Here is a 7,350-nt window from a genome sequence, read left to right on the forward strand (position 1 = left end):
GATGGCGAGGAGATCGAGCCCTACGCCAACCGCCTGTTCCGCTTCTGGAAACTTGGCCAGGCGGGCGAGAACAATGGCGTGCTCCTGCTGGTTGCCCCGAACGACCGCAAGATGCGCATCGAGGTCGGTTATGGGCTCGAAGGTACGCTGACCGACCTGCATACCAAGCTGATCATCGAAAATGACATGGTGCCGGCCTTCCGCGCCGGCGACTTCTCCGGCGGCATCAGTAAAGCCGTCGATGACATGGTCATGGTGCTGGAAGGTAATCCGGAGGAGCTGGAAGCGCGAGGCAAGCGCAATCCCGCCGATGACGGCACGTCCATCGATCCGATCGTTGCCGTGTTCCTGATCCTGTGGGCGACGATGTTTTTCGGCGGGTTGGCGATGGCGTTCCTGCCGCCGATGTTCGGCACGAAGCTGTCGCCGGGCGTGTACAGATGGCTGGGCATGACATTTCGTTACGGCCGTGGGCCGAGCGGCTACTCGGGCAGCAGTGGCTGGACAACGGGTTCGTCTTCGGGCGGCTGGTCGTCGGGGAGCTCCGGTGGTGGCTGGTCTTCGGGATCGAGCGGCGGTGGCGGGTTTTCCGGTGGCGGCGGCTCATCGGGTGGTGGCGGTTCTTCAGGAAGCTGGTGAGACATATCATGGCAACACGACCAATCAGCCCGCAGGATCATGAGCGCATCGCAACCGCGATCCGCGCCGCCGAGGAGAAAACCGACGGCGAGATCTACTGCGTCGTGGCGCATGCCAGCGACGGCTATTTCTTCCCGGCCGCCTTCATGGCGACCGTGTGCATGCTGATCGTCAGCCTGGCGGTCGGCTACGGTCTGGAGGCCTGGTGGCTGTCGATCCGGCTGCCGCATTTCGTCCTCACCCAGCTCCTGGCGCTTGCCTGCGTGCTGGCCTTGTTGTGGGCGCTGCCCGGCCTGCGCATCCATCTGGTGCCGAGGCGGCTGCGCTACCAGGCGGCGCACGCCAACGCGATCAAGCAGTTCCTTGCCCGCAACGTCCACCGCACCACGGCGCGCACCGGCGTGCTGGTCTTCGTCTCGATCGCTGAACGCTATGCCGAAGTGGTTGCCGATTCGGGCATCGACGCCAAGGTCGGCCAGCATGTCTGGGACGGTGTCGTGCGCGACCTTACCGCGCATGCCGGCGACGACCGGCTTGCCGACGGCTTCGTCAAGGCGATCGAGCAGGTGGGTGCGGTGTTGGCCGAGCATTTCCCGGTCACAGTGGGCGACAGCAACGAACTTGACGACCATCTCGTCGAAATCTGAAAGCCCGCCCGCAAACGCTACTCAGCCGGACGCCTGACGTGGTTTTCTGCGCTTCCGGCCTTCGCCGGCCGAAGCACTCACACATGAGCGGCCTTGGCAGGCCGGCTTCGGCCGGCGTTCACGTACAAAAGTGCGCTCCGCTCCGGTTCTCGAAAGCCACGCCATCCGCCTCGGCTGAGCGCGTTTTCAAGCAGGCTTTGCCCGATGTCATCAGTGTCATGATCGCCTGTGAGAAAGCAGCCGGCGGGCCGCCGGGACTCTTGCAATCGGGCGATGCGGGTTTATGGTTAACAAATCATGAATACGCTGACGATCGACATCCGGAAAGCCGACCCGCGCGATGCCAGTGCCATCGCCGAGGTGCATCTGGAGGCCTGGCGCGGCGCCTATTCCGGCATCATTCCGCACCGCACCCTGACATCGATGATCAACCGTCGAGGTGCCGACTGGTGGGCAAATGCGATTCGCCGCGCCGCCACTGTTCTGGTGGTCGAGATCGGCGGAAAGATCGCCGGCTATGCGACGATCGGCAAGAACCGCGCCCGTGAACTCAGGCAGCAGGGCGAAATCTACGAATTGTACCTGCGGCCAGAATATCAGGGCATCGGGCTCGGCAGCCGCCTGTTTTCGGCAGCCAAGGCGCGGTTGGCCGATCACGGGCTGAAAGGCATGGTCGTGTGGGCGCTGGAAGACAACCAGAACGCACTCGCCTTCTATGCCGGCGCCGGCGGCCGCGATGTAGCCGAGGGCGTCGAGATCTTCGAGCAGAAGGCGCTCAAGAAGGTCGCTTTCGTCTGGGAATGACAGCCCGGCCCTTCGGCCATTGCGTCTCCCGATTTCAGCCAGCACCATTCGCCGCATTGCACCATGACGCGCCGCCCGCTATCGATCGTCCATCGAGAGAGGGATTTAAGCCATGCGCATTGAAGCCATAGCCAGCGGAAAGAACCCGCCTGAGGACGTCAACGTCATCATCGAGGTGCCGATCGGCGGCGAGCCGATCAAGTATGAGATGGACAAGGAAGCCGGCACGCTGTTCGTCGACCGCTTCCTGCACACCTCGATGCGCTACCCCGGCAATTACGGCTTCGTGCCGCACACGCTGTCGGGCGACGGCGATCCGATCGACGTGCTGGTCTGCAACACGCGCGCCCTGGTGCCGGGCTGCGTCATCAACGTCAGGCCGATCGGCGTGCTGATCATGGAAGACAATGCCGGCCAGGACGAGAAGATCATTGCCGTGCCGTCGCCGAAACTGACGCTGCGCTACGAGAACGTCACCGAATACACCCAGCTGCCCGACATCACGCGCCAGCAGGTGCAGCACTTCTTCGAGCACTACAAGGATCTCGAGCCCGGCAAATGGGTCAAGATCGAAGGCTGGCACGATTCCAAATATGCCAAGAAGATGATCGTCGACGCGATCGAGCGGGCCAAGGCGAGCAAGTAGCCCAACTTCGTCATACCAGGGCGGAGCAGCCGCAAAGCGGCGTCGCGGAGACCCTGGTATCCATGCCGTGACGCCAGGCGACGTGTGCGGCGGAACGGAATTCTGCACCGCCGCGGCGGTGTTGATGTCGCGGCATGGATCCTCGGGTCTGCGCTGCGTCGCTACGCTCCTTGCTCCGCCCGTGGATGACGAAGCTACGGGTGCGATGCCCAATCTCCGCCGTGCTCAGTTATCCACCCGGCCGAAAGCCGGCACATTGCCGATGACGGTGCGCCTGTCCTTGCCGCAGGCGAAGGTGCGTGCCTTGTCGTCGGCAAGCTTGCGCGCCTGATCGTTGGCGGTGGGATTGCCGGTGGCCAGCACCAGGCCGACGGTGCAGCCGTCGCGGGCGCCCATGTGGCCGACCTTGGCGACGAGCAGCACCTCGGTCGGTTTTTTCTCGTCCTCGGGATTGCTGATCGAGCGGCGATGGATGGCTGCATAGGGCACAGCCTTGTCGCCGGTGGTTTCGATGCGCCATTCGATCTTGGCTCCGGACGAATTGAAACCGGAAAAGCTCTCCCAGACCGTCGTCATGTCGCCGCCGGGGGGAAAGCCGTAGAACAGCGATTCACGGGCATCGTCATAGGCTATCAGTACGGGATAGCCGCGATAGCCCGAACAGGCGAGTTCGGCCCAGTCGCCGTCGCCTTCCTCGGCCTGCGCGTAGGTCACGCAATCCTTTTTCGAATCCAGATCGGTGTAGGCGCTGGAAATGCCGTCGGCTTGCGCAGCCTGACCCAGACCGACCAGAACAAGCGGGATCAGAATGGCACGCATGGCGGTCAATCTCCGTTGCAAGCTGCCGCAGCGTAGCGCCAAACGTTATTTCTTCAAGCTCGCTTCAATCAGCAGGTCCGCGTTGCGGGCGACCGCTTGCGCCGGGCCGCCGAGCCCGAACAGCTGGCCACTGATATAGGCGCCTTCGATCAGCAGCAGCAGGCCGTCGCCGAGCGTGTCAGGGTCTTGCGCGCCCATCGCAACCGCCATGGCGCGCAGGCGGCGGCGCAATTCCTGCTTGTTGGCCTCGCTGACCACACGGGCCGGATGGCTGTGGTCGGGATATTCGACCGCCGCGTTGGTCATGCCGCAGCCGCGATAGTCCGCCACTTGCGTGCGCTTGCCGATGCGGGTCAGGAAAGCCTTGATCTGTGCGCGCGGGTCGCCGGGATGAGCCGCAACCGCCTCGCCGAAACGCTCCCAATATTCAAGATCGTACTGCCTGAGATAGGAGGCGGCCAGTTCATCCTTGGACGGAAAGCTGCGATAGAGGCTGGGCTTGGTGACACCGGCGCGTTTGACGATCTCGTCGACGCCGATCGCTCTGATGCCGCGCCGGTAGAACAGGTCATAGGCCACATCGAGGATCTTTTTGGCGGCTTTCGGCGGCGCCGATGCATGATCGTCGCTGATGGTCAGATCAATATTTTTGTCCGTTGGCATCGTGTGGCTCGATTGACAATGTTACCGATCGGTACGTATACATGCTCCCAACCTGCAACGTACCGGTCAGTAACATGATAACTCAATCCCGCCCATTTGGCCAGCGCTACGCTTTCGTCGTGGTTGGCGTCATCTTCCTTAGCCTGCTGGTCGCGGCCGGCCTGCGGTCCGCGCCCGCCGTCATGATGCTGCCGCTGGAGAACAGTTTCGGCTGGCGGCGCGACATCATCTCGCTGGCCGCCGGTGTCGGCATCCTGCTTTACGGCCTGACAGGGCCATTTGCCGCAGCCCTGATGGAGCGCATCGGGCTTCGCCGCACGCTGCTGGCCTCGCTGGTGGTGATGTCGGGCTCGACCGCGCTCAGCCTGCTGATGACCAAGCCGTGGCATCTGTTCATCACCTGGGGCGTGTTCTCGGGCATTGGTTCCGGTGCTGTCGCCAGCGTGCTCGGCGCGACCATCGTCAACCGGTGGTTCAAGACCAATCGCGGGCTTGTCATGGGATTGATGTCGGCCTCCAGCGCCTCGGGCATGCTGGTGTTCCTGCCGCTGATCGCCGCGCTGGCCCAGTCGGGCGGCTGGCAGCCGGTTGTCATTGCGGTCGCGATCGCGACCGCTGCCCTGATACCGCTGGTCTGGCTGCTGGTGCCGGAGCGGCCGGCATCGATCGGCATGGTGCGCTACGGCGCCGAGGCTGACGACGTGCCGCCCACTCCGCCTGCGTCACAGGGCAATTTTCTGGCGCATACGTTCTCGACGCTGCGCCGTGCCGCCGGCACGCGGGTGTTCTGGTATCTGTTCGCCACCTTCTTCGTCTGCGGCTTCACCACCAACGGGCTGGTCGGCACGCATCTGATCGCGTTCTGCGGCGACATGGGCATCGGCGAAGTGCAGGCCGCCGGCCTGCTGTCGATGATGGGCATCTTCGACCTGATCGGCACGACGTTGTCGGGCTGGCTCACCGACCGCTACGATCCGCGCAAGCTGCTCGGCGTCTATTACGGCATTCGTGGCCTGTCGCTGATCTATCTGCCCTATTCCGGCTTCTCGGCCACCAGCTTGATCATCTTCGCCGTGCTCTACGGCCTCGACTGGATCGCCACCGTGCCGCCGACGCTGCGGCTCGCCAACGAGGCGTTCGGCGACCGCAGCGGGCCGATCGTGTTCGGCTGGATCGTCGCCGGGCACCAGATCGGTGCGGCCGCTGCCGCCGCCTTTGGCGGCACCATGCGCGAGTTGCAGGGCAATTACGAACTGGCCTTCCTGATCGCCGGCATGACGGCAATCGCTGCCGCCTGTATCTCGCTGCTGATCAACACCAGCAAGCCGGCGTTCGATCCGGAGCCGCAAGCGGCTTAGGCGCGACGCTATCTCCCCCCTCGAGGGGGAGATAGCCGCGAAGCGGCCAGAGGGGGTCGGTCCGACTGGGCTCGGCCTCTTGCGATAGAAGGAGGTTAGCGCTCCACGCGCGGCGACCCCCTCTGTCGCCTCTGGCGACATCTCCCCCTCGAGGGGGGAGATTACCCTGTTCATTGTTATCAAACCTTCATCATCCCGAGATGCGCCTGAAACATTGACGCTGGATTTTGGTGGCACCGTTCAAGCCATCCAGGAGACAGCCGTGAACAAGCTTTCGATGACCCGCCGCGCTTTCGTCACCTCCGCCGGCGCCGTTGGCCTGGCCGGCGTTTCGAGCCTGGCGCTACCCTATTATTCGCGCGCCAATCAGCGGCCTTCCTTCACCCATGGCGTCCAGTCCGGCGATGTCGACGCCACCAGCGGCGTGGTGTGGACGCGCACCGACCGACCGTCGCGCGTCATGTTCGAGGTATCGTCGACGGAGAATTTTGCCAATGCGACGCGGCTGGCGCCGCTCGATACGTCGCCGGCCAGCGACTACACGGTCAAGCGGCTGCTCACCGACCTCGCTTCAGACCAGGATATCTTCTATCGCATGACATCGGCCGATCTCGCCGACATCAATGCCGTTTCGGAGCCGATCACCGGCCGTTTCAGGACGGCGCCAGCCTCGAAGCGCGACATCCGCTTTGCCTGGTCCGGCGACACCGCCGGCCAGGGCTGGGGCATCGATGAGACCGGCATGAAGACCTACGCCACGATCGGCAAGCACACGCCCGACTTCTTCCTGCATTCAGGCGACACCATCTATGCCGACGGCGCCATGAAGGACGAGGTCGACCTGCCCGGCGGCGGCAAGTGGAAGAACGTCGTGCTGATCGACGGCAAGCGCAAGGTCGCCGAGACGCTGGACGAGTACCGGGACCAGTGGAAATACAACATGATGGACAGGAACGTGCTCGGCCTGAGCGCCATCTGCCCGACTTTCTACCAGTGGGACGACCATGAAGTGCTGAACAACTGGTCGGATTCCAAGGATCTCAGCGCCGACAATCGCTACACGGAAAAATCCATCCACGTGCTGGCGGCCCGCGCGGCGCGGGCTTTCCACGAGATGACGACGATCCGCTACGAACCTTCCGAGCCCGGCCGCGTCTATCGCAAGATCGCTTATGGGCCGCTGCTCGACGTGTTCTTCCTCGACATGCGCTCCTATCGCGGCCCCAATGGTCCCGACATGCAGGATGAGATGACGCCGCAGTCGCGCATGCTCGGCGAGCAGCAGACGAAATGGCTGAAGCGCGAACTGGCGAATTCGAAGGCGACCTGGAAAATCATCGCCGCCGACATGCCGCTCGGCCTCGTCGTCTGGGACGACGGCACCAAGAAGGTTGGCGCCGAAGCGGTCAGCAATGGCGACAATGGCTTGCCAAAAGGGCGCGAGCTCGAGATCGCCGACCTGCTGCGCTTCATAAAGAATGCCGGCATCAGCAACACCGTCTGGCTCACCGCCGACGTGCATTACACGGCCGCGCATTATTACAACCCGGACAAGGCGCAGTTCCAGGAGTTCAATCCGTTCTGGGAATTCGTCTCGGGTCCGATCCATGCCGGCACGTTCGGGCCAAACGATTTCGACATGACGTTCGGTCCGGAGCTGAAGTTCATCAAGGCGCCGACCGCCGAACAGGGACAGAACCTGCCGCCCTCGGCCGGGCTGCAATTCTTCGGGCTCGTCGATATTTCAGGCGCCAGCGAGCAGATGACGGTGCGG

General features: G+C 63.5%; 8 protein-coding genes. 6 read left to right on the forward strand and 2 right to left on the reverse strand.

Features of this window, described 5'->3' with window-relative positions:
- The 4 genes from EN749_RS26425 to ppa all read left to right on the forward strand — a co-directional run.
- Window positions 1–639, forward strand: a 639-nt coding sequence (locus tag EN749_RS26425) for a YgcG family protein (RefSeq protein WP_145991010.1), incomplete at its 5' end; no start/stop codon positions are given.
- 8 nt (window positions 640–647) lie between these two features.
- Window positions 648–1,286 carry a TPM domain-containing protein gene (locus tag EN749_RS26430; protein WP_128364265.1) on the forward strand — a complete coding sequence of 213 codons (639 nt, stop codon included), beginning with the start codon at window positions 648–650 and terminating at the stop codon, window positions 1,284–1,286.
- A 297-nt stretch (window positions 1,287–1,583) separates the two neighbouring features.
- Window positions 1,584–2,090, forward strand: coding sequence for a GNAT family N-acetyltransferase (locus EN749_RS26435; RefSeq protein ID WP_013528996.1), 507 nt, complete (start codon window positions 1,584–1,586; stop codon window positions 2,088–2,090).
- Window positions 2,091–2,202: 112 nt separating this feature from the next.
- Entirely contained in the window at window positions 2,203–2,736 is a 534-nt protein-coding gene (gene ppa, locus EN749_RS26440; RefSeq protein WP_013528997.1) for an inorganic diphosphatase, read from the forward strand.
- A gap of 225 nt (window positions 2,737–2,961) precedes the next feature.
- Here ppa and EN749_RS26445 read toward each other — a convergent pair whose 3' ends face one another.
- Both EN749_RS26445 and EN749_RS26450 read right to left on the reverse strand, forming a co-directional pair.
- Window positions 2,962–3,555 carry a hypothetical protein gene (locus tag EN749_RS26445; protein ID WP_128364266.1) on the reverse strand — a complete coding sequence of 198 codons (594 nt, stop codon included), beginning with the start codon at window positions 3,553–3,555 and terminating at the stop codon, window positions 2,962–2,964.
- A 45-nt stretch (window positions 3,556–3,600) separates the two neighbouring features.
- Window positions 3,601–4,218, reverse strand: coding sequence for a TetR/AcrR family transcriptional regulator (locus EN749_RS26450; protein ID WP_128364267.1), 618 nt, complete (start codon window positions 4,216–4,218; stop codon window positions 3,601–3,603).
- Between the two features lie 74 nt (window positions 4,219–4,292).
- On the opposite strand from EN749_RS26450, the gene EN749_RS26455 reads away from it, so the two are divergent.
- Complete coding sequence (locus tag EN749_RS26455; RefSeq protein ID WP_164895590.1) at window positions 4,293–5,576, forward strand: MFS transporter; 1,284 nt, start codon at window positions 4,293–4,295, stop codon at window positions 5,574–5,576.
- A 262-nt stretch (window positions 5,577–5,838) separates the two neighbouring features.
- Window positions 5,839–7,350: alkaline phosphatase (locus EN749_RS26460; RefSeq protein ID WP_145991011.1), on the forward strand; the 1,512-nt coding region annotated here is incomplete at its 3' end.

The organism is Mesorhizobium sp. M7A.F.Ca.ET.027.02.1.1, from assembly GCF_004022985.1.
Classification (GTDB): domain Bacteria; phylum Pseudomonadota; class Alphaproteobacteria; order Rhizobiales; family Rhizobiaceae; genus Mesorhizobium.

What these genes read in the sequence shown, in the direction of transcription:
- EN749_RS26430 (WP_128364265.1), top strand. Translation starts at nt 648, where the DNA reads ATGGCAACACGACCAATCAGCCCGCAGGATCATGAGCGCATCGCAACC.
- ppa (WP_013528997.1), top strand. Translation starts at nt 2,203, where the DNA reads ATGCGCATTGAAGCCATAGCCAGCGGAAAGAACCCGCCTGAGGACGTC.
- EN749_RS26435 (WP_013528996.1), top strand. Translation starts at nt 1,584, where the DNA reads ATGAATACGCTGACGATCGACATCCGGAAAGCCGACCCGCGCGATGCC.
- EN749_RS26450 (WP_128364267.1), bottom strand. Translation starts at nt 4,218, where the DNA reads ATGCCAACGGACAAAAATATTGATCTGACCATCAGCGACGATCATGCA.
- EN749_RS26455 (WP_164895590.1), top strand. Translation starts at nt 4,293, where the DNA reads ATGATAACTCAATCCCGCCCATTTGGCCAGCGCTACGCTTTCGTCGTG.
- EN749_RS26445 (WP_128364266.1), bottom strand. Translation starts at nt 3,555, where the DNA reads ATGCGTGCCATTCTGATCCCGCTTGTTCTGGTCGGTCTGGGTCAGGCT.